Raw genomic sequence first — 26,147 nt, forward strand, 5'->3', positions numbered from 1 at the left:
ACCGTATTGCCTCAGGTGGAAGTTTGTATCATTCCACTTGATACCCTGACTTGAGAATTTGGTGATATTCTTCTACACGCCAAGGGTAAGAATACCAGTTTAGATAATAAACAAATTATGAGTATTGAGATCAAGCCGAACTGGCAAAAATCAAAGTCGTTATAGTTAAATAAGCCTACAGATTCAGATAAATCACCTTTTGTAATCACTTCGCCAATGGTTCAGCAGCCAATGTCGCCAAATTCATCAAATCAGTCAGAACACTCAGAACAAGTTGAAAAAATTTATTTACCGCGTACCAGCGAATCCGAGAATTTAAAAAAGATTCGCCACACTGCTTCCCATGTAATGGCAATGGCAGTACAAAAGCTGTTTCCCAAGGCACAAGTTACAATCGGCCCTTGGATTGAAAACGGTTTTTATTATGACTTCGACAGTCCAGAACCATTTAGCGAAAATGATCTCAAAGCCATCAAGAAAGAGATGGTGAAGATTATCAATCGTAAACTGTCAGTAATTCGGGAAGAAGTCAGCCGCGAAGAAGCCGCACGCCGGATTCAGGAAATAAAGGAACCTTACAAGCTAGAAATTCTAGCAGATATCAAAGAGGAACCAATCACGATTTATCACCTGGGAAATGAATGGTGGGATTTGTGTGCGGGGCCTCATGTGGAAAATACCAGTGAATTAAACCCGAAAGCAATTGAACTAGAAAGTGTTGCTGGCGCTTATTGGCGTGGTGATGAAACCAAGGCTCAATTACAACGCATTTACGCCACCGCTTGGGAAAGCCCAGAACAACTCGCTGAATATAAGCGACGTAAAGAAGAAGCGCTGCGGCGAGATCACCGGAAACTGGGTAAGGAACTGGGATTATTTATATTTTCTGATCTAGTAGGGCCGGGTTTACCTTTGTGGACACCCAAAGGCACTCTGTTACGGAGTACTTTAGAAGACTTCCTCAAGCAAGAACAGTTAAAACGGGGTTATTTACCTGTAGTAACACCTCACATTGCCAGAGTAGATTTATTTAAAACCTCTGGACATTGGCAAAAATATAAAGAAGATATGTTCCCGTTGATGGCAGATAATGAGGAAGCTGCTGCCCTAGAACAGGGCTTCGTCATGAAGCCGATGAATTGCCCTTTTCACATCCAAATATATAAGAGTGAGTTACGCTCTTATCGGGAACTACCGATGCGGTTGGCGGAATTTGGTACTGTTTACCGCTACGAACAATCAGGGGAATTGGGCGGTTTAACACGGGTGCGCGGTTTTACAGTGGATGATTCTCACTTGTTCGTCACCCCAGAACAGCTAGATAGTGAATTCCTCAGTGTGGTGGATTTGATTTTGTCGGTGTTCAATAGTCTGCAACTGAAGAACTTTAAAGCTAGACTCAGTTTCCGCGATCCTGCTAGTGATAAGTACATCGGTTCTGATGAAGTTTGGGACAAAGCCGAAGGTGCAATTCGCCGTGCAGTTGAAACCTTGGGGATGGAACACTTTGAAGGTATTGGAGAAGCGGCATTTTATGGGCCAAAACTCGACTTTATCTTTAGTGACGCCCTAGAACGCGAGTGGCAATTAGGAACTGTGCAGGTAGATTACAATTTGCCAGAACGCTTTGATTTAGAGTACGTTGCTGAAGATGGGGTTCGCAAACGCCCGGTGATGATTCACCGTGCGCCTTTTGGTTCGTTGGAAAGGTTGATTGGGATCTTAATTGAAGAATATGCAGGTGATTTCCCTTTGTGGTTAGCGCCAGTACAAGCTAGATTACTTCCTGTGGGTGACACACAGCTAGACTTTGCTAAAGATGTAGTGGCGAAGATGCGTGCGTTGGGCATCCGCGCAGAAGTTGATAGCAGTGGCGATCGCTTGGGTAAACAGATTCGCAATGCAGAGAAAGAAAAAATACCCGTGATGGCTGTGGTGGGAGCTAAGGAAGTGGAAACCAACACCTTGAGTATCCGTACCCGCGCCTCTGGGGAATTGGGAGTTATACCTGTAGATGAGGTAGTAGACAAGATTAAGGATGCGATGCCTGGGTTGGGGTGCGCCAACGCTAATTTGAAGAATTTCTAAAATCGAAGCGCAGACGCATACTAGTTATAATTAGTGTGCGTTTTGTCTACTAGGGTGCAGAGGCTGTAATCTGATTACCGCCTAGCTCCTAAGTACAACATTTCATTAATTCGTAGCGAATTCTCTTTGCGTTCCTTTGCGCTTCCCTTTGCGCCCCTACCCTGCGGGAAGGCGAGGCGCCTATGCGTTTAAATTTCAACCCTCAATTGGCCACGATTTTACGCAAAGCTGTACTAAGTATTCCTAAAGGAGCGATCGCCCCAGCATACACCAGTACCCTTGGGTTAAGAAGAATAGTAGCTTGGGTGTTATTGGCACAAATGTACTATACTGAGGATTTCATTTAGGATTGCTATATCCTCATCAATTGTCAGTAAAAAAACATAACTTTACAAAAAGTTAGATTTAATTTAAATGAGATCAAACGCTTCATAGGCATGGGTTTATCGCATTTAGAGATTCCAAGCAAAACCTTGATATAGAGGTTTTTGCATAATTTTAGAAAATTAAGACGTAATAAAAGTGGAATCACTGAGTTATTTTCATCAAACTCATGAGATCCGGGGCAGTTGCCAGTTAAACAATTAGGTGGGACGAACGGGGGTTGTGATGCAAACTTCAAAATTAAGTTTCGAGGGACGCAATCTCACTATGACAACAGATATAAAACAACTGGGTCTAGATTGGCTAAAGCGCTTGAGTGCCGAATTTCCAGACCAAAATGAAGCTGCTAGGCAAAGTATTATTCTCTGGCTATTTGGATCTGACTCAAAACGGTTTGATCTGTTTAACCCTAAAGAACTCGATATTGCCAAGCAAGCGATGGAATATCGCTGGAGGATTTTACGTCAACGGTACTTGGGGCTAGGGCGGGAACGTGCTTATCGCAACTTGATAACGCGATTAGGGAGTTTAGTAACATTACGGAATAAGATTCAGACTTGGGTCGCCCTTAGCCGCGATCGCCAGCGCAGCGTCATCGACGTGTTACAAGAAGTAATCCAAGAATTACTGCAAAGCGATAGCCATATGCAACAGCAGATGGCTGATATTGCCAAATATACAACTGATAGACGATTGGCCGATGCTCTGCTATTTGCCAGTGTAGAAGAATATTGTTTGCGACCAGTCCGCAACCAACCCCTATTAGCTTACCGATTTGTGAATTACTTGCGTCGCACTCAGCGTGGTGGCTTAACCCAAGTGCCGAACGCTGACTTGATTAGACTGGTGTCAGAAGAAGTTCTCACAGACGACAGTGATAATCGAGTTAACTTAGTAGATAGTCAAGCGATCGCAGAATATCAAGAAGCACAACAGCTAGAGGAACAACAGACCCTGCGTCAGTCAGTACAAAAAGAATTTGAAAATTATTTACAAGAAAATCTGGGAACAGAGGCAGTAGAATGGCTACGACTGTATTTACAAGGTAAGTCCCAGGAAGAGATCGCCCAGAAACTAAATAAGCAGACCAAGGAAGTTTACCGTCTGCGAGAAAAAATTAGTTATCACGCTGTGCGTGTTTTTGCCCTCAAAGGTCAACCAGAGCTAGTAGACAGTTGGCTCTCAATTTCCTTGAAAGAACATAACTTGGGCTTAACGCCAAACCAATGGCAGCAACTTGATGAAAAATTGACTCCCCTGGGGCGGCAGATTCTAGATTTGCGCAGAGCCGATAACTCAATAGAAGCAATAGCCCAACATTTAAAACTCAAAACCCATCAAGTGCTAGGCGAATGGACAAAAGTCTATCTTGTTGCTCAAGCTTTAAGAACCCAGGAGTAGACTGTAAGGCATTTAGTTGATCAATTCAGGCAGTAGAGAGTGGGACACAGGAAACTAGCAAAAGCAACTGAACAATTATTATTTTCTCCCTCATCCCCCTCATCCCCCTCATCCCTCAGTTTCTAGAATCCCAATTCAGTGTTGTTCCCAGTCCATTATCTAAAATTCATCTTCTACTTACATTTACTTAAGTATATATAGTTGAAATTTTAACAATAAAACAAAGTATCTTTATTAACTATTTACTAAATTAGGGGCAAAATATTACATAAATAGATACCAAGCAATCAAACTATGTTGTCTTCAGAGGGCGAAGTAAATGATACCGCAGCAAATAGGCAACCAGTGCTAACTGCGACACAAACTAGGTGGGAACAAGGAGCTGAACACGAGCAAATATTCCAACTAATTGATAGTCTTTTGGACTTTGAAGCTTGCCTCTACCACCAGATTTTGCCCTTTGAATTAGAAAACAAAAACCTCTTGCTAGGTATGGTTCATCCAGAAGAGGTCGAGGCACTAGATTATGTTGGTCGCATTTTGTCTTCTGTCAATTGCACAATGGTAAGTGAGGCGATCGCAGCCGACGCTCACCGCAGAATATTGTCAGCCTATCTCAACCATAAGAATACATCCCAGTTAGATGCTAAACAAGTGCATCAGCCAAGAGCGGATTTAGATAAATCGTCTCAACTTACCACGTTGTTGACACCCTCTACTTCCAAAGGTCAAGAGGGAAAGACTTCCGAAGGAATAACACCAAATAATTTACCTACTTTTCCCACGCAAGTTCCCGAACTATTTAGTCCTATTGAGGTACTGCCAACACTACCACCGAAGAAATTACTAGAAGAATTATTAGGGCGAATCCTGGCGGGCGGAATTGGTCGGTTGTACTTAGAAAGACAAGCTTACGAAGGCAAGATACTGTGGAGTGACAATGGAGTTGTACAGTCTGTATTAGACGAACTGCCGCTCTCAGTTTTCCAAGGAGTACTGAATGAATTAAAGCGGTTTGCTTCCCTACCTCTCACCACCATTGCAGAACCAAAACAGGTAGAGAAGGAATACGTATATCAAAAAAACCGCTTGTTATTACGTTTACGAGTCATGCCGGGAATTTACGGTGAAGAGGCAACACTCCAAGTATTGCGGGGAGCAGCATTAAAGTTCTATCAACAACAACAGTTGGCGCGTCTCGGTCGGGATGCTTTCGGAATTTCTCAGCAACTAAGCTTCAAATTACATCAACTACAAGAGCGGCTTTTACTGAATCCCAGCCTTGATTCTCAACAATCAGAGGCTTTGGTTGCCCTGAATCAATTAGTGAAAAATTTAGACCAACAGATCAAAATACTAGCATTGGATAGCAATCCACCAACAAGCCGCAAATCATCTGTCTGTCCGTGAAAACGCGGATTTCGATCGGGTACATAATTGTTATGTTGTAATGGAACTTTATACCGCTCAAGCTTAGAGATTTATCTCAAATAAATACAAATTTGGCGATGGTATTCTACGTAAGATTACGGTTTAAACAAACTTATAGTCCAATACGCTTGGGATAAGACTAAAACCCTTGTCCAGTGGACAGTGTAGAGACGTTGCATTGCAACGTCTCTACAGGCCTATGGTTCTCCAGAAAATCCTTAACCCAAGCGTATTCACTTATAGTCGCAAAGCTAGTTTCCCGCTCTTGAATCCATTTGTTGCAAATATTTCATGCTAACTGAGGTTTTTAGTGAACTTTTCCCCTTAATGAGTACAGCCACCCCACAGACTTTGGAATGGCTGCTCAACGTTGCAATTGAACATGAATACCCATCTGGGCGAGCTGTTGTGATGGAAGATGCCTGGGGTAACGCCGTTTACTTCGTGGTTTCTGGTTGGGTCAAAGTCCGGCGTACCGTCGGGGAAGATTCAGTAGCCCTGGCAATTTTTGGCCGTGGCGATTTTTTTGGAGAAATGGCAATTTTGGATGAATCTCCACGCTCAACCGATGTCATTGCCCTTTCACCCGTGAAGTTGCTTAGTATCTCCAGAGAGCGTTTTATTCAAATATTGTTTAAAGACCCGCAGTTGCATCACCGAATGTTGCAACTGATGGTGCGGCGATTGCGGCAAATTAACGTGCGCTTGCAAATGCGGTCTTCACCACCAGCTGTCAAACTCGCCTATACCCTAGTGACTTTAGGCGAAAGCTATGGTCAAGAATCAAACTTAGGAAGAGAAATTTTTAATATTCCCTTTAAAGACTTGGCAGAGGTGACAGAAATTGGCATTGAAGAAACCACCAAAATCATGGAAAAGCTGCATGAAAAAAGGTGGATCAACATTGACGATGCCAACAACATTACTTATCTTGTGAACTTAAAACAGTTGATGAACTTGGCGGGGAAAGTCTGATTGCTTTATCCGATACAAATTTACCTCATATCACAATACAGTTCACTTAAGCATTTCCTCCTTCTCTCTTCTCTCTGTGTCGCGCCAGTTGCTACCCTGCGGGAACGCTAAGAGCGAACAAGTCTCTTAACCGCAAGGGCGCACTGGCAACTCTTTGCCTGGAGTAGTAGCCTGCGGCAAGCCGCAACTCTTACCAGACGCACTCGCGTTTGCGTCTACGTAAAAAAAAGAGTTTCAGCCCTTTTGTGAACCCTATTGGGTTATGACTACCAGCCGCAGCAAATAAAAGTCAAAAGTTAAAAGGCAAATTTGTCATGATGGGGAAAATTACCCTTTGACTTTTAACTCAGCAGACAAAATGACTGAAGCAACAGCAACTCGTCGCAACACCTACGTCCAAGAAACCGGGCCAACGATTCATTACCTGGTGGGAATGTCCCAACCAGAAACCCATCTCTTTGAAGTGACTTTACGTCTTGTAGATTATCCCTCACCGATTCTCAATTTAAAATTGCCTGTGTGGACACCCGGTTCTTATTTAGTGCGGGAATACGCCAAGAATTTACAGGATTTTGTGGCTTTTGCAGAGGATAAGCCTTTACCTTGGCGGAAGATGAGTAAAAATCACTGGCAGGTAGACAAAATAGGTGTTTCAGAATTAACTGTACGTTACCGCATTTTTGCCAATGAGCTATCGGTACGGACTAATCACTTAGATGCCACCCACGGTTACTTTAACGGTGCAGCACTATTTTTTAGAATACCAGGCTGCGAGAACCAACCCATTCGCGTCACCATCGTACCACCACGCCCGGAATGGCAGGTAACTACTGCCTTACCACCCGTTGGTGAGGAAACAAATACTTTCTTGGCTGGCGATTTCGATACTCTTGTTGATACTCCGTTTGAGATTGGTCGCCACCAATTGTATAAATTTGAGGTTTTGGGAAAACCCCATGAACTGGCAATTTGGGGACAAGGTAATTACCAAGTTCAGCAGATGATTGCTGATATCCAAAAAATTGTCCAGGTAGAAGGGCAGATGTTCGGCGGTTTGCCTTATGAACGATACGTGTTTCTGCTACATTTATTTAGCCAAGCTTTTGGCGGTTTGGAGCATAAAGACTCTTGCTCGTTAATTTACCAACGTTTTGGGTTTCGCGCTCAGGAAAAGTACGATCGCTTTATGCAATTGGTAGCACACGAGTTCTTTCACTTGTGGAATGTCAAGCGAATTCGCCCAAAAGCATTAGAGGTTTTTGATTACGACCAGGAAAACTACACACCATCATTGTGGTTTTGTGAGGGCACTACTAGTTACTACGACTTGTTAATTCCTTTGCGAGCGGGAATTTATGATGTTAAGTCCTGTTTGAATAACTTGGGTAAGGAAATTACCAAATATGAAACTACACCGGGGCGCAAGGTACAACCCCTTTCCGAGTCGAGTTTTGATGCTTGGATTAAACTCTATCGCCCGGATGCCAATAGCGGTAATTCCCAAATTTCCTACTATTTAAAAGGAGAAATGGTATCGTTATTGTTGGATTTACTGATTCGCTCTACTCACCACAATCAGCGCTCCCTTGATGACGTGATGCTGAAAATGTGGCAGCAATTTGGGCAAGCTGAAATTGGCTATACCCCAGAACAGTTACAGGAAGTTATCGAATCTGTCGCCGAAATCGATTTGACTGATTTCTTCAAACGCTACATTGATGGCACGGACGATTTGCCCTTGAATGAGTATTTAGAACCCTTTGGCTTGCAGTTGGTGGCTGATCAGCAGGAAGAACCTGACTTGGGTGTGAGAATAAATAGGGAGAATGGGCGGGAGATTATTAAGTTTGTGGAAACTAGTTCACCTGCACAAGCAGGGGGAATTGATGCAGGTGATGAATTGCTAGCAATTGATGGGATTAAGGTAATGGCGGGTGGCTTAAGCGATCGCCTAAAAGACTACCAACCAAACGATACAATCGCAGTCACAGTTTTCCACCAAGACGAACTCCGTACTTATTCCATCACCCTCGCGTCACCACGTCCAACTAGATATCAGGTAAAACCTGTTGAGCATCCTGACTCCACACAGCAGCAAAACTTTGCTGGATGGCTTGGGGTAGCGATTAGTCATTAGTCATTGGTCATTAGTCATTGGTCATTTGTCATTTGTCATTTGTCATTTATCTGGATAAAGGGCATTGGGCATGGGGCATGGGGCATTGGGCATTGGGTAAATCATTAATAGTTCATCTCCCTCATCTCCCTCATCTCCCTCATCTCCCTCATCTCCCTCATCTCCCTCATCTCCCTCATCTCCCAGCCCTCATTCCCCCCTAAGCCGTTCTCACCGCCCCAGAGTAAATTAAACCCCGTTGCAGATCCAGCGTTATAATCGCCCCATCTCGAATCGCCTGGGTTGCCTGTTTGACGCCGACAATCACTGGTACACCGAGACGCAAGCCAATGACTGCCGCATGACTTGTGAGACTTTCATCCTCAGTAATAATCCCGGCAGCTTTGCGAATTGCCTCAACAAAATCGGCACTAGTGCGGCTTGCGACCAATATATCTCCAGGATTAAAGTTACTCACATCCATAGCCGTATTAGCCACCCGTGCGCGACCACTCACTGAACCTTGTCCTAGTCCAATTCCGTGACCTAGGATTGCGGTCACTACCTCTACCTTAATCAAATCAGTGGATCCAGAAATCCCCTGGAGTGTACCAGCTGTCATCACTACTAAATCTCCCTCGGACAGTAACTTCAGTTCCTGAGCGACGTTGATCGCAGCTTGAAATGTCTGACCAGTGGAAGGTAATCCTAGCACCAATAGCGGTTTTACTCCCCAGACCATTTGTAGCTGCCGCGCTACATTCACATGGGGTGTCACTGCCAAAATCGGGGTATTGGGACGGAACTTAGAGACATTACGAGCTGTTGCCCCTGTTTGCGTGAGGGTCATGATTGCTGCTGCACCCAGTTGTTCGGCAATTTGACCGACAGCTTGACTAATCGCATTGGGAATGGAGCGCCGGGCATCTCTCGAAGAACGTAAGTTTAAATGTTGGACTTCTTCCTGCTCCATACGTTCGGCAATTCGTGCCATCGTCGCCACTGCTTCTACAGGGAAGCTACCCACAGCAGTTTCATTAGAGAGCATTACCGCGTCCGTGCCATCTAAAATCGCATTTGCCACATCCGACACTTCAGCGCGAGTGGGACGGGGATTGCTCACCATGCTGTCTAACATCTGAGTAGCGGTGATGATGGGAATCCCCAAGCGATTTGCTGTAGCAATTAGCCGCTTTTGCAGTACGGGGACATCTTCTGCTGGTAATTCCACCCCTAAGTCGCCTCTGGCAACCATCACGCCATCACACAAAGCCAGAACTGCCTCCATTTGTTCAATGGCCTCGTGTTTTTCAATTTTGGCAATCACTGGCACTTGCTTGCCTGTACTGGAAATTAGTTCTTTAATTTCGATCATGTCCTGGGGATTGCGGACAAAGGAAAGTGCTACCCAATCTACACCCTGATCTAGACCAAACATCAGATCCTCTCGGTCTTTGTCAGTCATTGCCTTAATTGACAGGTAAACGCCGGGAAAGTTTACACCTTTATTGTTAGAAAGTTTACCAGGCACGGTGATGCGACAATGTAAATCACCTTTGTCTCGGTTAATCTCCTCCACGAGCATTTCTACTCGTCCATCATCAAGGAGGATTTTTGCCCCAACTGGGACTTCTTCGGCTAAATAATCGTAGGTGACACAGCTAATTTCCTGCGTCCCCACAACTGGACGATTTGTCAAGGAGAAGCGATCGCCTTTTGCCAAAACTATAGACCCATTCTCAAACTTCCCCAAGCGAATTTTTGGGCCCTGCAAGTCTTGGAGAATAGCCACTGGCTGATTTAATTCAAAGGCGGTTTGCCGAATCAAGCGAATACTACGCTGATGGTCGGCATGAGTTCCGTGGGAGAAGTTTAGCCGCAGCGTCGTGGCTCCCGCTTCAATAATCGCCTTAAGCATTTCAGGACTGCTAGTGGCGGGGCCAATAGTAGCGACAATTTTTGTCCGGCGCAGAGAATCTCTTAATTGCATAGGGGCTGAAGTTAGGGAGCTATCTGGGAAGTCATCGTAACTTAAGTGGCATCTCCTTTTCAGTCACTGCGATATCAATAGATATAAGCAGTTAGAGAGAGTTTATGGGAGAGTGAGGCTGTGGGATAGACTAGATATACTACATCAATCTTGTATCCATCCTCCCCACGAAGCAGTTTATCCCATCAATTTTTTGCCGATTGTCAACCCCACTGATCAGCAAAGACTAGGCCTCGTCTGGAATCATAGCGTTATTCATCTACTGATATCCAAACCTGTAGATAAATATTGCTATACAAAACTTCGCAAAACTTTATTATCCAGTAATATTTATCGTATATTCGTAATGTTTGATGAAAGGGAACTCTTAACAGGGAAAACTAAGTACAGATGCAGCATAAAATCGTGGCGAATTGAGGGTTGAAATTTAAACGCATAGGCGCTTCTCTACGAGACGCTGCGCGAACGCCTTCCCGCAGGGTAGGGGCGCAAAGGGAAGCGCATAGGCGCTTCGCCTTCCCGTAGGGTAGGAACGCAAAGAGAATTCGCTACGAATTTATCAAATATTGTACTAAGTGACCTACGAGGGGTGAGGTTTCAACTCACCTTAAAATACGAGGATTTTTTCTCTGACAAGACGCCCAAGGGACGCCCAGAAGGGGCAAGGCTTTAAACCTAGGACTTACGCAATAACTCTCTGAAACTCTTATTCCTTTGTGTCCTTTGCGTCCTTCTCCCAGGGGGAGACGCACTCGCGTTTGCGGTTCGTTTTTTCATTATTTTGCGTAAGTCCTGAAACCTTTAGTTCTTTTGATCAACAAGGAGTCAATTTTAGAGATGATTGCATCGGAGGCACAAAAGCCATTGACAATCCCACCCAAGGAATTTTTAGCGCCTCCTGGTGATTTTAATCCCACGCTACTGTTGTTTTCCGTAGCTGTAGTGATCTTGGTGTTATCTAACTTTGGTTATTGGCTTTGGGAATGGCCGCACTGGCTGTGCTTTAGCCTTAACACTATTGCCTTGCATTGTGCCGGAACGGTAATTCATGACGCTTGTCACCAATCTGCCCATCGCAACCGACTGATGAATGCGATGTTAGGGCATGGTAGTGCGTTAATGCTAGCTTTTGCTTTTCCAGTATTTACGCGGGTGCATTTACAGCATCATGGTCATGTTAATCATCCGAAAGACGACCCAGATCATTATGTCTCTACGGGTGGGCCACTATGGTTGATTGCAGTGCGGTTTTTGTACCACGAAATATTTTTCTTTCAACGGCGACTGTGGCGCAAATATGAGCTATTAGAATGGTTCATCAGCCGCTTAATTGTCGGTGTAATTGTTTATATGTCAGTGCAGTACGACTTTTTGGGGTACATTCTGAATTTTTGGTTTATACCCGCTTTTGTGGTGGGGATAGCACTGGGATTATTTTTTGATTATTTGCCCCATCGTCCTTTTGCGGAACGCGATCGCTGGAAAAATGCTCGCGTCTACCCGAACCAAGTTCTCAATATTCTGATTATGGGACAGAATTACCACTTAATTCATCATTTGTGGCCTTCTATTCCTTGGTATAATTACCAACCTGCGTACTATGTTATGAAGCCCCTGTTAGATGAAAAAGGATGTTATCAAACTTCAGGATTGTTACAGAAAAAAGACTTTTTTGAGTTTGTTTACGACATCTTTTTAGGAATTCGGTTTGATCATCAAAAAGAATAGAGGTGTTGGAGGAAGCAATCGCCTTAAAAATCTCCGATTTCAACAACCACACCTGGAGCGATCGTTTCTAGAACAGTGCGAACACTGGGTATCAATAGACATCTCCATAAATTAATTATGCGTTGCCTGAAACCCTTGTAGAGACGTAGCAGTGCTACGTCTCTACATTCATTTTTACCACTGATTTAACTGATTTAAGGATTTCACGGAATGAAGGATATGACAGTAAAAGAAAGGGTTTAATACCCCTGCCTCTACAGGCAGAAAGTTTTGGGTCGGGGTCTAAATCCCCGTCACAAAACTTAATTACTCATTACTCATTACTCATTACTCATTTAACAGATGTCTAATGGAAGTAAATCAGGTAGGCGATTACTAGACGCTACGAGAACAATGACCGCAACTCCAGCCTGTTGCAAGTTTTGCTGATATCGTAAGTTTTGGTCTGTTGTGAGGAGAATCGTGAAACTCTCCTGCACCATCAGCTGCAACACATTCATCAAACAGAATTCCCATAGCCGGTTAGCATTTTCTTTGCTAATTCGAGAGTGGCGATCGCTTGCTCACGGCTGACACTGGGAAAGTGATCTAAAAACTTATCCAGTGAGTCACCTGCTTCTAGATAATCGAGCAAGGTTTTTATCGGCACACGAGTACCAAGAAAAACAGGGGTTCCCCCCAATATATCGGGGTCGCTATGAACAACACGCAATGTGGATGTCATATAGTTAGCTTGTCAGCTACAGACTACCTTCTGATCCTAGCTCTGGTTGTCTTGGAAATCTCAGCATATATTCCATTGTTCCTTTGCAGAGGGCGATCGCTAACTGACAAAAGTACATCATGATCAAGGCTAGCCTTCATAGTCAAGTGAGTGCGATCGCTAGACAATTCCAGATTTTTGAATGTGTTCCCTGTGCTATTGTCCTGCGCCAATTCCTGATTGAGCAAAACATTTCTGGTAAACAGATTAGCCTTTTTACAGGTAGTACAGAAGATCCTTTCTGCAACATTTACCATGAACGCCTCTGACAAAACATTTCCATCAACGGACGACATGAAGCGATCGCCGTTGAAATTGATGGGCAAGAACTCATCTTTGACAACATCCACCCGGAAGGAATTTCCAGAGTAGACTGGATTAATAATCTATACTGCCCTGCCCAAGATTTAGGCGGCAATTTCCAAATCACCGAAACCGAATTTTAAGCAAGAGGGACAGATGGTTGATTTATATGACCTAATCCATAATATACGGAAACGTCCTGCCATGTATTTAGGACGAGCTTGTATATCCAACCTCCGCACTTTTTTAGCAGGTTACTGCTTTGCTCGTCGCCAGATAGGAATCCCTCAAACACAACAAGAACAGCAATTTTCCGAATTTCAAACCTGGATTCAGCTAAGATTTAATTTAACTTCCAATCAGACTTGGGATCAGATTATTTTATTTTTTTCTCAAGATGAACACACTGCACTAGATCAGTTTTTCAAATTGTTTGATGAATTCATTCAAACAGAACATTCTAGAGAACTTCAGGGGCTTTGACTCGAAGGATAATCAATTTCATTATTATTCTTATTATTCCTAACAGAATTTTGATAGGACTTACGCCAAATCATGAAAAAACGAACCGCCATCGCGTAGCGTCTCGTTAGAGAAGGACGCCAAGTACGCCAAGAAATAAGAGTTTCAGAGAGTTATTGCGTAAGTCCTATTTGAATTCAAAAAATGGTCAAGGCGGAAGCTGCTACAGACTGCGCGAAACACCCAAACGTCAAGGCGGAAGCTGCTACAGGGAAGGCGGAAGCTGCTACAGACTGCGCGAAACACCCAAACGTCAAGGCGGAAGCTGCTACAGGGAAGGCGGAAGCTGCTACAGACTGCGCGAAACACCCAAACATCAAGGCGGAAGCTGCTACAGGGAAGGCGGAAGTTGGTATGGGGAAGATAAACAAAGAAGTTTTTAAACGTGAGATTGAAGTAAGGACGCTTCATACCACGAGAAAGCGCGTCTCGGTATAATTCTTTTTATGAACTGGGCTTTAGAAGAAAGAAACTTTAGTTTCAATTGATACTCCTGACCTCCTGCCAACTGAGCCTCCTAACTCCTGCCTTTTTTGTAAACTCAGAGTTTTACGGTCTTGTCATAACTAGCAAAAGGGATGGTCTATTTTTTAACCAACATTACCCGCAGACAACACTTGTTCAACTGTAAGTGCAATTTCCGGGAAAGTTACAGACACAATTTGCTGACTCCCGCTAAACTCTTTTTCCTCGTACAATCCTTCTGACAACAATAAAATCGTAATTTTTAACTCTATTGGATCTACAATCCAATATTCAGGAATCTCTAACGCTGCATATTCAGAACGTTTATACCGATAATCGCGTTTCACTGAATCAGGACTGACAACTTCCACTACTAATATCGGCGCAGACTGACAAACAGCAGACTCATCAAGGAATTCCATTACCTGTTCAGCCATGACAACATAAACATCAGGCAATCTTGACTTTCGCCATCCCGTTCTTACCCCTGCCTCTCTAAAACATAGCCAAGGTAAACTCAAGCGATTGATTTCTGTGTCAAATGTCTGTTCAAGGAATTTAGCAAGTAGTAAATGTCTAAAAGTTGGTGGATTCATACGTTCTAGTTTCCCACCCACCAGTTCATAACGGCTATCAGTACCATCGTTATAAGCGAGATATTCTTCAAAAGAGTATAGACGCTCTGTAATTGTCTGTGTCATCGCGCAACTTTTAAATAAAGGTTTTTTTTGAGGTAGTACTCAAAAAATCAACAGGAATTGTACATTGGCTTGTAGATAAAAATAACCTCTGGAAGCGATCGCATTTTTATTCCTCAAGGTACAACTTCAAAAGACTATTCCACTGCTAATACCTTCCAACCTTCTTGTCAACTCAACATCCCAAGCAAGCTCTACGTCGTCATCCACATCTTCATCTAAAGAATGGATCAAAAAGTAAGCAAGCTCTGCACGCTCTTACATGGATAGCTGAGAGAGTTCAAGCCTAAATTTCTCTACTGTCTCGGTCATATTCTGCGATCTCCTTGCAGTCTACAGGCGTCTTCCCAGTTCGAGAATGAGTTCTGAGTTTAGTAGATAAGGTTATCAAAGATTTACTGTGGATCGAAGTGCCACATGATCTTCAATCATATTCCATACATCCTGTGTGACTTTGTACTGCAAATACGCACCTACCGCAGGAAGCACTATTACTAAAATAGAAAACAATTTTAGAAGTAGAAAGACAAGCTCAAGTAGACTAAAACTATAAGAAAAGTAGATAGCTCTCAGGCATACAAAAAGTACTAAACCAACAAACCCTACAATAACTTTGTCAACCCACTTCTGATTCCCTATCCAAATACGGGTTACTTCAGATCCAGAGTTTAACCTGACTGTTACTCTGAGCGAAAGACCAAGGAAGTCATAAGGCTTGCCAGCCTTATTCGTATCTAAAATGATCGCCCCTGATGTTCCCTGTTTATAGTCTATTTTGTAGTTTTTTGTTTCAAAAAAATCACGTAACTCAGTAATCAACACATCTACAACAACTTCTTTGCTAGAAAAATTCTTTGATGCCATCCTGAGTTTCCTCTTAATTGAGTTTCTGGGATAATGTGAGTAAGTAATTGCGAATCTGTGTCGCCTCATTGAGTAGGCGAGCCTTATCAGTTTTAAAGTCTCCACGTGGAGATATCATAACTAAAGTTAGCGCTTCTTTTTTGCCGACTTCTTCTGAGAGAAAGTCCCTTGTCTCTTTCCTCAACTGCAAAAAACGTTCACGTACATTTGCAAAGCTTGGGTTAAATTGTGCGTCTTCGATAATTGCCTCTAACACTTGGATTTGTTGCTGTATTCTGTCGCGTTGTGAAGGAGTTTGCAATTGCCCTCGACTCTCTACATCGATTGTGTCAGTCTGCTGAAACCTTAAGTCATTATTATTACCCTTTGTCTTCACAAGTTCTGGAAACAGAGGCAAGTCATATTTAAGTCCTGGCTCAGGGATAACCAGCGGTTCTTGAACGGGTTTGTCGTATTTGCGGTTCAGAGCCGGAACTTCTCGCCTAAGATATTGCTCTAGTTGCCCCAAAATCATATTCTGCTGCAAGCCGTTGAGAAGAACGTGAGTGAAGGCTCCCTGTTTGAGTTCAGCAATTTCATATGATTCTTTACCAAGTTGGCAGGAAAAAATAGTGATGATACCTTGCTGATGAGTGATTTTAATCGTTTCTTCGCCTACTTCACTAACTCCGCGACTACCACTTGGCTGAAGTTCGCCTTCGCGGCACATATCTAGAACTAGGACAATGTTTTTTGCTCTGCAACGACGTAGGCAATCAACGACATCTCGAATTGAGATAGCGGTTTCGGGATCATTGGCATCGCCGTCACAGGGAAGCAAGTAATCTTGCCAGTTTTTGCTAATTCCATGTCCAGCAAAAAAAAACCAAAAGTTATCAGCTTCAAAAGCCTGTAGACTCTTCTCAAACAGAATCCGACGTAGGTTTGTACGAGAAGGACGGGTGGGAATATTGCTCACAGGTTGGGAGTGATCGGAACAAAATAGGATGTTTTCAGATGGAAATCCAGCACTGTTACACAGGAACGCTTTCATTGCTTCTGCATCTTGTACTGCACACTTTAAATGCTTCTTAAGTGGCAAGTGTTCGTAGTAGTTGATACCAATGACAATTGCCCAGTTCTTCACCATCTACTTCTAGCTCGGTCGCTTAAACTTTAGCGTAATCACACCTTTTCCAGCAGCTTCGCCTCCTGCAAATAGCTTAACCTCTCCTTTGGCGCTGATTTCTACTTGTAGCGTGACTTCATCCAAGCAAAGATCGGATTGTGATCCCACCTGTTGATCAACCTGCTGGAATAATCGCCCCACTATCCGCAAGAGGCGGTTCATATTCTGCTCCAGCACAGACACAGGAATCTCTGCTACCTTACTCAAGCGTTGCTGAACACTTCCCCAACCTCTTTGTCCGTCAATGCTGGATTCTTCTACATCATCCGTTACAATCAGAATTGTTTCTTCTGGCATTATCACCCCACAGACCACTTTAAAACTACGTCCTAATCAATAACTTAGAAGTCTAACTAGTTATTATACGGAAAAATTAACTATGATTTATACTCACGTTCTTAATCGTAATGGTTGAGGCGATCGCAGTCCATTTGAAGACAGCCTTCAATGTGACGATCCCCTTTGAAAAAATGGATGTAGATCACCTCTGAGACTCAGCCGACCATATTGGTACGTTCCGGTGTAGCAACTTATTAGCTTGCTGGCAGGACTGTCAAGACTGAAATAGCAACGCGACAAACTCAGTTGCTTTGACAATTGCAATATCTCAATACTTCGCTAGAGCCAAAAGATGTTTATTACCTGTGACGATATGGCTTGCACTGCCAACTACAGCACACTCGACAACCATATCATCGTCTGGATCATCTGGCACGATCGCCTACAGATAGCCTCAAAGTTCAGGTTCAAGCATTGACAAATAACCTTAATGTACCGCCAGAATCCGAAATGAAGCAAGTTACAGCAGTTTTCATGTATTTGAACCACACCTGTCGTAGGGGCGCAAGGCCTTGCGCCCCTATCGCGTCGTCTATTTACCTGAAAATAGCTGTAAGTTAAAAATGCAGGTAGATCATTCGCAAGGAGCAACCAAGAATACGTTCCAACTTGGCCACCTGTTTAATCGAAAGCACATTCTTGAAGCATCTGCCAAATCCATTGGGATATCTCGATATTGCTCCATTAGCCATCGCATTCTTTCCTGTTCTTCTACATTATTGTGGTTTGACATACTCCCCCGAATCCGCTCGCGCTTTATTCGGGGGATTCTAGGCTCAAATAGCGATTGCTGGCATAGCCAGTCTGACATCACCTAACCCGATAGTCGATGCCCCGACTGTTTGGATATTCCGTGCTGCGTTTTCGTCACGTCCATTCACTGATTGACAAGAAGGACAGCGCCACTCTCTAACCGATAAGTCCAAGCTTTCTAGGACGTGACCACAGCAAGAGCAAGTTTTACTAGAAGGATACCACTGGTCAATATAGACTACCTGCTTTCCCTTTTTTCTTGCCACCCACTCCAAAATATTTAGGAAGTCTCGAAGTGCTAAATCACTAACTTTTCTTCCCCATAAACGCTTCATGCCCTTGAGGTTTAGTGTCTCAAAACACAGCAGATCAAATCTATCAGTTAACTCATGTGCTAGCTTCCAAAACCAATCTGTTCTGCTGTTGGTTATGTCTTCATGGGCGCGGACTAGATTTTTCCTCCCTCGTTCTCTGTTGGAAGAACCTTTCAGCTTCCTAGAGTGATGCCGATTCGCAATCTTTATGGCATTAAGTGATTGTTTGAAGAATTGGGGTGATTCGATTTTAGATCCGTCTGAGCAGGTTAGGAATGTCTTTAAGCCAAAATCAAATCCCGCTATCTTACCAGTCGTGAATTTGATTTCTGGCTCACCAGCGCTATGGACAACAACGACCAAAAACAACTCACCTAGCGGTGTGCGTTTAATGGTCAAAGTCTTAACTTTTCCTTCTATGTCTCTGGAGTTCCAATACTGATAAACACGACTGCCAATTTTCACTCGATTGCCACCCAGAAACTTATATCCAGCTTGCTTTAGGGTGAATGACTTGTATTTTTTGACCTTCTTAAACCCTGGTGGTCTGACTCCCTTTTTCTTGTGTTTAAAAAATAACTTGTAGGCTTGATCAATGCGTTGACAAATATCTTGTACTGCCTGAGAACCTACTGATTGCCAAAACTCAAAACGATTCCGCAATTTAGCAATATGAGCCTGAAGTTTGGCGCAATTCAAGTGTTTTCCCCACATTCGATAATAACGTCTGTGGAGAGCAATACAGTGATTATAAATTACCCCAGCAGCATTGATTGACCGCTTGAGGAATCTATTTCGCTTGTGTTGGTACAACTTGAACTTTAGTGTTTTCATCATCTTATAGTACCACTGAGAAAGAAGTTTCCCGAATTATTAAAACTTCCTAGTCTGTGGACACACTCTTATATGTTTGACACCACTGGGAAAATTAGTACTCAAAGAGTTTTGGAGTACATCAATGATCCTCATCCAAGTTTGATGGCTGGAAATTCACTTGCCCTACTCTTCCTTGCAACGACTTGTCTAAGGTATCTGTAGATGCGTCACTTGAGGTTTCATTAGTCAAGATTATTAATTTTACTCGTCGTCCTCTCAGTTCAGAAGCACGCAGGAGAATCTCCTCCCATGTTCCTTCAAAAGTTTGCTGTTCCATAATTACCCTATTCAAAGTTAGCTTTCTGGCAAATACCTTAACATAGAAGCAAATACGACATCTTGATTATGGGAACTTGAAATGGATGCTTTAGTCCAAGAACTCGACACAAAACTACGCCAATGGCAACCTAACATTGCTCAACAAGTGCGACAATGCCTTGCAGAGATTATTGAACTGGCAGACCAAGATGCTCTAGATATTCTTTGTTCCAGAGTGGTTGAACAAGAAGTATTGGATTTGATTGATGAACCCGAAACCTGGTGAAGTGTGGCTGGTTGATTTAGGACTACATAAAATCACTGCAAAAAGCTAATAAAGTTCTCTGGCTAATAATAGTAGGTTGAGCAGCATCACCTACTTAATAGCTTGTTTTATACTTTTTTTACGTGATTTTTGCGTAATTATATGTAATTATTTTACACTTTTGACTTCACAGCTGGCTGTGATGTTTGTAATGATTGGGGCAAACTCCAGTCAGGACGCAAGCTAGCGGCGTTGCGTAAATAGATATGATGAATTGAGGCGGAGGCTGGCAGATAGGCGTGGATTAAGAACCGAATGCAGCGCTGTAAGCTGCCTTCAACGTGCATTTGCTGCACATCCAACATGGCCACATTATCCCAACCAGGACGCGCTCTGGCGATCGCAGCTGGAAAAATCGCATCCAAATCGCGTGTCACTGAAAAAGTCACACTGATCATGTCCCTCGGCTGGAATTGATTCCGGTTTTCCAGTTCATCTAGTAGTTCTGTTACTACCTCTTGCATTGCCTCAACGGTATTTTCTGAAACGGTTGTTGCTCCGCGAATAGCCCGCATTTGCCACTCCACGCCCAAATCCTCCTTAAAACAGAAAAGTTAGGAGTTAGGAGTTAAGAGTGAGAACTTGAGAGTATTTTTAACTCCTCACTCCTCACTCCTCACTCATCACTCATACTAGGGTCGATATAACCACAAGGGTAAACCACTCGTAGACATTTCAAATTCGAGCCAATCAATACCAGCTCCAATTCCTGATGAAAACTGACGACTCCCTGGTAGAACGCGACTCAGTAAAGGTTTACGTTCTTCTAGGGTATAGCAGAGAGTTTTTTCCGGATCAAGACCGACTAGTTCGGCTGTCCAGCGACGGGCATCTTCTTCTGTACCCAGGCGGTCTACAACACCCAACTCTAGGGCTTGCTGTCCAGTAAAAATTCGACCATCAGCGAAACTTTTCACAGCTTCTACTGTTAAAGAACGGCCATCGGCTACCGTTTGCACAAACTGCTGATAACTTGTGTCAATTAACTCTTGTAGGATGTTTGCTTCTGGTTGAGTCAGTTCCCGGTCGAAAGCCAAAATGTCTTTGTAAGGGCCAGACTTAATTACCTTGAAGGAAACACCAATTTTTTCTAGCAAGCGTTCCAAGTTATTCCCACGCAAAATCACACCAATACTACCCGTAATCGTACCTGGGTTGGCTACGATGTGTTCGGCTCCCATGCCGATGTAGACTCCTCCAGAAGCCGAAATATTGCCGAAGCTTGCGACGATTTTGATTTTTTCGCGCAAACGCTTCAGGGCGCTGTAGATTTCTTGGGAATCTCCGACCGTACCGCCAGGACTATCGATACGTAGCAACAATGCCGGAAACTTTTTTTCTTCTACAGTTTTCAGGGCTTCTAGGACGCGTTTGCGAGTAGCACCGGCGATCGCACCAGTAATTTCAATCCGCGCAATTTGTTTTTTAAACTTGGGCTTAAACGGCCAAACCATGAGTTGTCAACATACCTCGTAATAATCTCAATGTAAGATGCCCAGCAGTCAGACGATCTGCTTGGCTCTGTTAAGAAACATGAGCAAGCATTGTACTCATCAGGATTTTAAGGCAAATTTTAGATTTTTCAGGGAGTTTTATTTGATATTCTCGATGAATGCTAACCAAGTAGACATAAGAGTGAAAAAGAATCTCAAACTCTTATCCTGTCTAGGTGAAAACCTAATTTTTGCAGATGTCTAGTCCTTAAAGATTGCAGCTAACACACAATGCCAATCTTTAGTTTAGCGTCCAACGTGATGATTTAGCATAGACTCTTTTCGCTGTTTTGCGGAATTACAAATTTTCAAACCCTTGTCCTTCTAAATTTGGTAATTTTTGAGGATTGCTTTACTACGCTCGCGCACCTGTAGCAGTTGTCAGTAATTAATAACTAATAACTAATAAATATTTAATCAATAACTTCGGCAGTCAATTTAATTAATCAAAATTCATTCAGCAAGACTAATCTCTATTTAGGTTAAGACCAGTACTACTTTTACTTTTGGAAATATCACTTTTTCCGAGCTTCTACAGCCCATGAACGCCTGATGAAGCTATTTCCACTATTTATGAATCTATTCGTAAAATTTGATACCGATAATAAGCATAAGTATCAAATAGTGCCCCAACGAAACTACAGGTCAAGCTAATCACAAATAATCCGCGTAGGGGAGTTCCACTGCCAAAGGTGGCGAGAAAATGCATAATCTGAGTAGCGATCGCCTCAGTTAACTCTTGTAAGCCAGGGAAGTGACCGATGAGGGATAGAAGCAGCCATCCGCCGCCAACGAGGAACATGGGAGCGACGAAGCTAAAAATGATTGTGAGTAGTAGAGAGCGGAGAAAGTTAGTGAAAATAGTCATTTAGGACAAACTCCGTGAGTAGAGATGACAATAGCTAGATAGCGGTTTGTCATTTTCTACAATACGTGCGATCGCTCCCGAACAGACAATCTGTCAAGAATCTTAAGTTTTCATTAAAAGAAACGGCTACTAGTGACACCTCATGCGTGGGATATGAAAAATGACTTATAACCTACAAAAGCCTGGGAAAACAAAGGTTATAGCCAAGGTTAGCACCTATTTATTGCTTTGCAGCACATTTAATAACAGCTTTATTTTATGAGAACATCTTTAATCTAAGTTAATGTTCAGCCTTGTTAGGGGATGAGGGGGATGAGGGGGATGAGGGGGATGAGGGGGATGAGGGGGATGAGGGGGATGAGGGGGATGAGGGAGGGTAAGAACAATTATTGAACAATGCCCAATGCCTAATGACCCATTCCCCATTTTTATAACTTCCGCTATTCTTAAGGCAGTTACCGAGTTAGCCACAGAACATTGAACCAGACTACATCTAAATCCAGTTTAGGAGAATGGAGTCAGCGATTGCTGGCGGCGATTTTTCTGGGTGGGCAAGTGCTAGTTCACCTATTGAGGGGCAAAATCCATCGGCGCAACACCTTAGAACAAATGGCAGCAGTTGGCCCAGATTCCCTATTTATTGCCCTATTGACGGCTATTTTCGTCGGAGCGGTGTTTACGATTCAGGTGGCGCGGGAATTTATCAACTTTGGTGCAGGAAACATTATCGGCGGAGTGCTTTCTGTAGCGTTAACACGAGAACTCTCTCCCGTGTTGACAGCTGTGATTTTGGCCGGGCGAGTCGGTTCTGCTTTTGCAGCAGAAATCGGTACTATGCGAGTTTCAGAACAAATCGATGCTATGTTGATGTTAAAAACAGATCCAATCGATTACCTAGTTATCCCCCGCGTTCTTGCTTGCTGTTTAATGCTACCAATTTTAACCCTCCTGTCTTTAGTAACAGGGATGTTCGGGGGATTCATAATTGCGACCAATATCTACAACCTGTCTGATACGGTATTTCTAGACTCAGCCCGTAACTTTCTTGATATTTGGGATATTTTTAGCGCCATGATTAAGGCGTGTTGCTTTGGCATTTTAATCGCTGTAATTGGTTGCAGTTGGGGGTTGACGACAACAGGAGGAGCCAAAGGTGTAGGACAGTCAACGACAACTGCTGTTGTAACTGCCTTACTGATTATATTTGTTAGTAACTTCTTTCTTTCTTGGTTAATGTTTCAGGGGACTGGCAGTGCATTCCTAAGCCTATAAAAAAAGTTAGGAGTTAGGAGTTAGGAGTACCCCTGTTAAGGTCTTAACTTCTAACTCCTAAAATAGGAGAGATGCGTACTAAGTAAAGCAGGATTTAAGACTGTGACCAGCTCATTTGCTCCTAATTCCACATCAACTGTGGAACTCAAGCCTAGTTACAATATACCTATAGTGTTGGTGATTGCCGCTATTCCACTACTGTTGGTACAACCGTGGGTAGGCTTTGTTCTCACACTGTTTGGTTTGTTTCTCATGTTTCAGGCGTTAACACTGCGTTTGCAATTTACCGTCACCGACTTAGATATTTATAGAAGCGATAAATTGATTCGGCGCTTTCCCTACCAGGAATGGCAAAACTGGCGGATTTTCTGGAATCGAATCCCCATCCTGTTTTACTTTAAAGAAATTAAAAGTATTCACTTTTTGCCGATTTTATTTGACCCCAACACCTTGAAAACTTGCTTAGAACAACGTTGTCCACGTATTTAGTGCTGAGTGCCATCTGTGCTGAGTCGTTTTGGTTTAGACTCATAGCGATCGCAAGAAGTCAAAGCGGCGGCTCTTGCGGCTCTCCTTTTGCCAAGGGGAGACGCTAAAAGCGATGAGGTGTCCCCAAGTGTGAGCAAGTGGCGTGGGATGCCAAGATCGAACAGCAACTCACGACTCAGGACTTTGATCACAGGTCAATTGTAATATTTCTGAAAGCTATGTTATTCGCGTCATAGGAATTACACTATTGTTTATGAACCCAGAGGCATCTCAAACCCCGGAACCAATTGATGAGCGGTTGGCAGAAACACAAGAACAGAAAAATGCAGTTGAACATCCAGTAGAGCCATCTGTTGAGTCAGTGGTAGAAACAGTAGCCATTGGCTCATCAGAGGAGTACACAAATTTGGAGCCACTCATTTCCAATGCAGAAGTGGTAGATTCTACAGTAGAGCTAACAGAAAATTCCAATGGCGAGTTTGTGGCACAGTTAGAAGCGGAAAATGTCGCACTGGGGTCAGAAATAGGATCAGGAAGTTATTCATTATATACAGAAGCAGAGCAGCGAGTGGCAGAGTTGCGGAGCGTCCAAGCGGATCTCAAGGAAGAAATAGCCAAGCTGCAAGCTTCTTACAAAAACCTTCAGTCACAGGTGAGTGAAACTCAAACCTCACTGGGACGACTAGTGCAAGAGTCGTTGGTGCAGTTAGAACAACGCAAACAAACCCTGCAAATTTCTGTAGAACAACTAGAACGCCGTCAAGAACGTATCCGCAACGAAATGCGAACCACTTTTGCCGGTACATCTCAAGATTTGGCAATTCGGGTGCAGGGTTTTAAGGACTATCTCACGGGTAGCTTACAGGATTTGGCCGTAGCCGCAGAACAGTTGCAACTGACCCCAAGTGTGGTGGAACGAGAAAAACCATCTGTAAAAGAGGCTAAATCAGTTGAACCCCAACCTAGAATACCCCAATTTGCCCAACAGCAGTTTCAAGATACTACAAAGCAAATTCGCCGTGTAATTGACCAATATCGCAAGGAACCAGATTACTACGGGCCGGCGTGGCAACTGCGCCGCACTTTTGAACCAATCCATGCAGAACGAGTCTCCAACTGGTTTTTTACCCAAGGGGGACGGGGTGGTTTACGGACAATGGGTAGCCGTTTGCAGAATATTCTAATTGCCTCAGCTGCAATTTCGATATTACACAAGCTCTATGGCGATCGCGTCCGTACTTTAGTTTTAGCTAATACACCAGAGCGATTAGGTGAATGGCGGCGTGGCTTGCAAGACTGTCTGGGAATCGATCGCGCAGATTTCGGTCCAGACCGAGGTGTGGTATTATTTGAGGCATCTGATGCTGTTGCTCAGAAAGCAAACCGATTGACGAAAGCCAATCAACTGCCCTTAATTATCATTGATGATTCCGAAGAGCAAATAAGTTTGTCACTGCTGCAATTTCCCCTGTGGTTAGCCTTTGCTCCTGACCCTAAAATAGTGAGAAACTATGATGATGACTTTTAAATGAGTCATTGGTCATTGGTCATTGGTCATTGGTCATTGGTCATTGGTCATTGGTCATTGGTCACTTGTACTGCCCTTCGACTACGCTCAGGAACCGCGAAGTCGAAGTATTGGTTATTGGTCAAGAGTAATACCCAGGGCTATTTCATTCTCATCTAGCCCGCCTCAGAATGAATTCTGAGTCTAATAGCGAAAGTCGTCTAAAGACGACTGAGAAAAGGTTATAGTCCGTTTTAACGGAGTTTAGCTGTTAGCCCGAAACTGAAGTTCCGGGTGGTTTATATCTAGGCTGAAATAGCCTTCAGAGTAATACCTCTTGACTTTTTTGAGTTTTAAATTTTGAATTGTTAATATGGGTATTTGGTTAACTGGATGTGGGGCAATTGTAGTCATAGCTTACCTGCTGGGTTCTTTTCCCACTGGGTACATTGCGGTGAAGCAGTTAAAGGGTATTGATATTCGAGAAGTTGGTTCAGGTTCTACTGGCGCAACTAATGTATTAAGAACTTTGGGGAAAGGGCCTGGAGCATTGGTTTTAGTACTTGATTCCTTAAAGGGAGTATTAGCGATCGCTCTAGTTTACTTTTTGTTTAATTTTCACCCAATAAAAAATTATATCCCTCCAACGGTAGATGCACAACTGTGGCAACCGTGGGTGGTAACTTTAGCTGGGTTAGCTGGCATCTTGGGACACAGTAAATCAATTTTTTTAGGCTTTACTGGTGGTAAATCCGTT

Annotated in this window: 29 protein-coding genes and 3 pseudogenes; 17 read left to right on the forward strand and 15 right to left on the reverse strand. The window is 43.4% G+C overall.

Annotation, left to right across the window (positions count from 1 at the left end; translation table 11 throughout):
• Positions 1 to 216: 216 nt before the first annotated feature.
• From thrS to LC605_RS18620, 6 genes are all read left to right on the forward strand, one after another.
• Positions 217 to 2,088: a threonine--tRNA ligase gene (gene thrS / locus LC605_RS18595; RefSeq protein WP_229548998.1), complete on the forward strand. Its 1,872-nt coding sequence runs from the start codon at positions 217 to 219 to the stop codon at positions 2,086 to 2,088.
• Positions 2,089 to 2,270: 182 nt separating this feature from the next.
• Complete coding sequence (locus LC605_RS18600) at positions 2,271 to 2,435, forward strand: hypothetical protein (RefSeq protein ID WP_229548999.1); 165 nt, start codon at positions 2,271 to 2,273, stop codon at positions 2,433 to 2,435.
• A gap of 262 nt (positions 2,436 to 2,697) precedes the next feature.
• A complete protein-coding gene (locus tag LC605_RS18605; protein ID WP_229549000.1) occupies positions 2,698 to 3,873 on the forward strand; it encodes a HetZ-related protein 2 in 1,176 nt (391 codons plus the stop codon).
• A 294-nt stretch (positions 3,874 to 4,167) separates the two neighbouring features.
• Complete coding sequence (locus LC605_RS18610; RefSeq protein ID WP_229549001.1) at positions 4,168 to 5,283, forward strand: pilus assembly protein PilB; 1,116 nt, start codon at positions 4,168 to 4,170, stop codon at positions 5,281 to 5,283.
• A 312-nt stretch (positions 5,284 to 5,595) separates the two neighbouring features.
• Positions 5,596 to 6,279, forward strand: coding sequence for a Crp/Fnr family transcriptional regulator (locus tag LC605_RS18615; RefSeq protein ID WP_229549002.1), 684 nt, complete (start codon positions 5,596 to 5,598; stop codon positions 6,277 to 6,279).
• A gap of 358 nt (positions 6,280 to 6,637) precedes the next feature.
• Complete coding sequence (locus tag LC605_RS18620; protein ID WP_229549003.1) at positions 6,638 to 8,416, forward strand: M61 family metallopeptidase; 1,779 nt, start codon at positions 6,638 to 6,640, stop codon at positions 8,414 to 8,416.
• Between the two features lie 199 nt (positions 8,417 to 8,615).
• Here LC605_RS18620 and pyk read toward each other — a convergent pair whose 3' ends face one another.
• Positions 8,616 to 10,385: a pyruvate kinase gene (pyk, locus tag LC605_RS18625; protein WP_229549004.1), complete on the reverse strand. Its 1,770-nt coding sequence runs from the start codon at positions 10,383 to 10,385 to the stop codon at positions 8,616 to 8,618.
• 837 nt (positions 10,386 to 11,222) lie between these two features.
• Between pyk and crtR the strand changes: the two genes are divergently transcribed.
• On the forward strand, positions 11,223 to 12,113 hold the full coding sequence (gene crtR, locus LC605_RS18630) for a beta-carotene hydroxylase (protein WP_229549005.1): 891 nt from the start codon (positions 11,223 to 11,225) through the stop codon (positions 12,111 to 12,113).
• Between the two features lie 335 nt (positions 12,114 to 12,448).
• Here the strand turns inward: crtR and LC605_RS18635 are convergent, their stop codons facing one another.
• Together LC605_RS18635 and LC605_RS18640 are read right to left on the reverse strand one after the other, a co-directional pair.
• Complete coding sequence (locus tag LC605_RS18635) at positions 12,449 to 12,613, reverse strand: hypothetical protein (protein WP_229549006.1); 165 nt, start codon at positions 12,611 to 12,613, stop codon at positions 12,449 to 12,451.
• Positions 12,613 to 12,837, reverse strand: a complete 225-nt coding sequence (locus tag LC605_RS18640; RefSeq protein ID WP_229549007.1) for a DUF433 domain-containing protein — start codon at positions 12,835 to 12,837, stop codon at positions 12,613 to 12,615. The genes LC605_RS18635 and LC605_RS18640 overlap by 1 nt, the downstream gene beginning before the upstream one ends.
• Positions 12,838 to 12,956: 119 nt before the next feature.
• Between LC605_RS18640 and LC605_RS18645 the strand changes: the two are divergent.
• The 3 genes and pseudogenes from LC605_RS18645 (at position 12,957) to LC605_RS18655 (ending at position 14,139) form a co-directional block, all read left to right on the forward strand.
• Positions 12,957 to 13,322: pseudogene (locus LC605_RS18645) on the forward strand (papain fold toxin domain-containing protein).
• Positions 13,323 to 13,335: 13 nt separating this feature from the next.
• The gene (locus LC605_RS18650; RefSeq protein WP_229549008.1) at positions 13,336 to 13,662 is read left to right on the forward strand and encodes a hypothetical protein; all 327 of its coding nucleotides are present in this window, start codon (positions 13,336 to 13,338) and stop codon (positions 13,660 to 13,662) included.
• Positions 13,663 to 13,845: 183 nt separating this feature from the next.
• Positions 13,846 to 14,139: a hypothetical protein gene (locus LC605_RS18655; RefSeq protein WP_229549009.1), complete on the forward strand. Its 294-nt coding sequence runs from the start codon at positions 13,846 to 13,848 to the stop codon at positions 14,137 to 14,139.
• A gap of 152 nt (positions 14,140 to 14,291) precedes the next feature.
• On the opposite strand, the gene LC605_RS18660 is transcribed toward LC605_RS18655, so the two are convergent.
• The 7 genes and pseudogenes from LC605_RS18660 to LC605_RS18685 form a co-directional block, all read right to left on the reverse strand.
• Positions 14,292 to 14,867 (reverse strand): Uma2 family endonuclease, encoded by a 576-nt coding sequence (locus LC605_RS18660; protein ID WP_229549010.1) that lies wholly within the window; start codon positions 14,865 to 14,867, stop codon positions 14,292 to 14,294.
• A gap of 126 nt (positions 14,868 to 14,993) precedes the next feature.
• Positions 14,994 to 15,110, reverse strand: a pseudogene (locus tag LC605_RS18665) (addiction module protein); the annotation flags it as partial.
• 141 nt (positions 15,111 to 15,251) lie between these two features.
• On the reverse strand, positions 15,252 to 15,728 hold the full coding sequence (locus LC605_RS18670) for a hypothetical protein (RefSeq protein WP_229549011.1): 477 nt from the start codon (positions 15,726 to 15,728) through the stop codon (positions 15,252 to 15,254).
• A 13-nt stretch (positions 15,729 to 15,741) separates the two neighbouring features.
• A complete protein-coding gene (locus LC605_RS18675; protein WP_229549012.1) occupies positions 15,742 to 16,857 on the reverse strand; it encodes a caspase family protein in 1,116 nt (371 codons plus the stop codon).
• Positions 16,858 to 16,863: 6 nt separating this feature from the next.
• Positions 16,864 to 17,193 carry a hypothetical protein gene (locus tag LC605_RS18680; RefSeq protein WP_229549013.1) on the reverse strand — a complete coding sequence of 110 codons (330 nt, stop codon included), beginning with the start codon at positions 17,191 to 17,193 and terminating at the stop codon, positions 16,864 to 16,866.
• Between the two features lie 310 nt (positions 17,194 to 17,503).
• Positions 17,504 to 17,611, reverse strand: coding sequence for a PIN domain-containing protein (locus tag LC605_RS34195; RefSeq protein ID WP_369010363.1), 108 nt, complete (start codon positions 17,609 to 17,611; stop codon positions 17,504 to 17,506).
• A gap of 400 nt (positions 17,612 to 18,011) precedes the next feature.
• The gene (locus LC605_RS18685) at positions 18,012 to 19,136 is read right to left on the reverse strand and encodes a transposase (RefSeq protein ID WP_229549026.1); all 1,125 of its coding nucleotides are present in this window, start codon (positions 19,134 to 19,136) and stop codon (positions 18,012 to 18,014) included.
• Between the two features lie 15 nt (positions 19,137 to 19,151).
• Between LC605_RS18685 and LC605_RS18690 the strand changes: the two are divergent.
• A pseudogene (locus tag LC605_RS18690) lies at positions 19,152 to 19,340 on the forward strand (transposase); the annotation flags it as partial.
• On the opposite strand, the gene LC605_RS18695 reads toward LC605_RS18690, so the two are convergent.
• A complete protein-coding gene (locus LC605_RS18695; protein ID WP_229549014.1) occupies positions 19,258 to 19,455 on the reverse strand; it encodes a hypothetical protein in 198 nt (65 codons plus the stop codon). The pseudogene LC605_RS18690 and the gene LC605_RS18695 overlap by 83 nt on opposite strands.
• Positions 19,456 to 19,536: 81 nt before the next feature.
• Here LC605_RS18695 and LC605_RS18700 point away from each other — a divergent pair, with 81 nt between their 5' ends.
• Positions 19,537 to 19,722: a hypothetical protein gene (locus LC605_RS18700; RefSeq protein WP_229549015.1), complete on the forward strand. Its 186-nt coding sequence runs from the start codon at positions 19,537 to 19,539 to the stop codon at positions 19,720 to 19,722.
• Positions 19,723 to 19,874: 152 nt separating this feature from the next.
• Here LC605_RS18700 and aroH read toward each other — a convergent pair whose 3' ends face one another.
• From aroH to LC605_RS18715, 3 genes are all read right to left on the reverse strand, one after another.
• A complete protein-coding gene (gene aroH / locus LC605_RS18705) occupies positions 19,875 to 20,276 on the reverse strand; it encodes a chorismate mutase (protein WP_229549016.1) in 402 nt (133 codons plus the stop codon).
• A 117-nt stretch (positions 20,277 to 20,393) separates the two neighbouring features.
• Positions 20,394 to 21,215 carry a signal peptide peptidase SppA gene (gene sppA, locus LC605_RS18710; RefSeq protein ID WP_229549017.1) on the reverse strand — a complete coding sequence of 274 codons (822 nt, stop codon included), beginning with the start codon at positions 21,213 to 21,215 and terminating at the stop codon, positions 20,394 to 20,396.
• Between the two features lie 610 nt (positions 21,216 to 21,825).
• Positions 21,826 to 22,122, reverse strand: a complete 297-nt coding sequence (locus LC605_RS18715; RefSeq protein ID WP_229549018.1) for a hypothetical protein — start codon at positions 22,120 to 22,122, stop codon at positions 21,826 to 21,828.
• Between the two features lie 477 nt (positions 22,123 to 22,599).
• Between LC605_RS18715 and LC605_RS18720 the strand changes: the two genes are divergently transcribed.
• Together LC605_RS18720 and LC605_RS18725 are read left to right on the forward strand one after the other, a co-directional pair.
• Positions 22,600 to 23,394: an MlaE family lipid ABC transporter permease subunit gene (locus tag LC605_RS18720; protein WP_229549019.1), complete on the forward strand. Its 795-nt coding sequence runs from the start codon at positions 22,600 to 22,602 to the stop codon at positions 23,392 to 23,394.
• 102 nt (positions 23,395 to 23,496) lie between these two features.
• Positions 23,497 to 23,883, forward strand: coding sequence for a DUF3119 family protein (locus LC605_RS18725; protein WP_229549020.1), 387 nt, complete (start codon positions 23,497 to 23,499; stop codon positions 23,881 to 23,883).
• Here LC605_RS18725 and LC605_RS18730 read toward each other — a convergent pair.
• Complete coding sequence (locus tag LC605_RS18730) at positions 23,880 to 24,074, reverse strand: hypothetical protein (protein WP_229549021.1); 195 nt, start codon at positions 24,072 to 24,074, stop codon at positions 23,880 to 23,882. The genes LC605_RS18725 and LC605_RS18730 overlap by 4 nt on opposite strands.
• Positions 24,075 to 24,136: 62 nt before the next feature.
• Between LC605_RS18730 and LC605_RS18735 the strand changes: the two genes are divergently transcribed.
• From LC605_RS18735 to LC605_RS18745, 3 genes are all read left to right on the forward strand, one after another.
• Positions 24,137 to 25,411 carry a DUF3086 domain-containing protein gene (locus LC605_RS18735; RefSeq protein WP_229549022.1) on the forward strand — a complete coding sequence of 425 codons (1,275 nt, stop codon included), beginning with the start codon at positions 24,137 to 24,139 and terminating at the stop codon, positions 25,409 to 25,411.
• The gene (locus LC605_RS18740; protein ID WP_229549023.1) at positions 25,412 to 25,570 is read left to right on the forward strand and encodes a hypothetical protein; all 159 of its coding nucleotides are present in this window, start codon (positions 25,412 to 25,414) and stop codon (positions 25,568 to 25,570) included.
• Positions 25,571 to 25,763: 193 nt separating this feature from the next.
• On the forward strand, positions 25,764 to 26,147 hold a 384-nt coding region (locus tag LC605_RS18745), incomplete at its 3' end, for a glycerol-3-phosphate acyltransferase (RefSeq protein ID WP_229549024.1).

It is taken from the genome of Nostoc sp. CHAB 5836 (assembly GCF_020829445.1).
Classification (GTDB): Bacteria; Cyanobacteriota; Cyanobacteriia; order Cyanobacteriales; family Nostocaceae; genus Nostoc.